Below are 597 nucleotides of genomic sequence, written 5' to 3'. Positions count from 1 at the left end.
TCTCACCTTTGCTGGTACGGTTTACCTCACGATCCAGGTTTACCCCGGCAAATTCAAGACCAGAGCACACCAATTCACGTACGGCAGCACTATTTTCTCCAACACCTGCTGTAAAGATAATGCCGTCGACTCCATTCAGTCGAGCAAGGTACAGTCCCACATGCTTATGCAGAATAGTAGTAAACAATTCCAATGCAAGTTTGCTGCGGAGATGTCCCTCTTCTGCTTTTTTCATAACGTCGCGCAAATCATTGGATACACCCGATACGCCCATGAGACCGCTCTTGTTATTCAGAATCTTAATAGCGCCAGCCGTGTCGGTCTTTTCAATTTCCTCAATGTACGGGATGATACCTGGGTCAATGTTTCCGCTGCGCGTACCCATGGACAAACCTGCCAACGGTGTCATCCCCATCGACGTATCATACGATTCACCATTTCGGATCGCCGTGATACTTACTCCGCTACCGATGTGGCAGCTGATCAGACGAAGCTGCTCTTTCGGGCGACCCATCATCTCTGCTGCACGGCCCATAACATAGCGGTGAGACGTTCCATGGAAACCGTATTTGCGAATACCGTATTGCTCGTAGTATT

At 49.1% G+C, this 597-nt stretch carries 1 protein-coding gene; it reads right to left on the bottom strand.

What is annotated here, in order from left to right:
* The coding region (locus C7R94_RS26635; RefSeq protein WP_369835027.1) for an acetate/propionate family kinase at positions 1 to 597 on the bottom strand (597 nt) is incomplete at both ends.

The sequence above is a fragment of the Brevibacillus sp. NRRL NRS-603 genome (assembly GCF_003013445.1).
Taxonomy (GTDB): domain Bacteria; phylum Bacillota; class Bacilli; order Brevibacillales; family Brevibacillaceae; genus Brevibacillus; species Brevibacillus formosus.
This window is presented reverse-complemented; position numbering and strand designations above follow the sequence as displayed.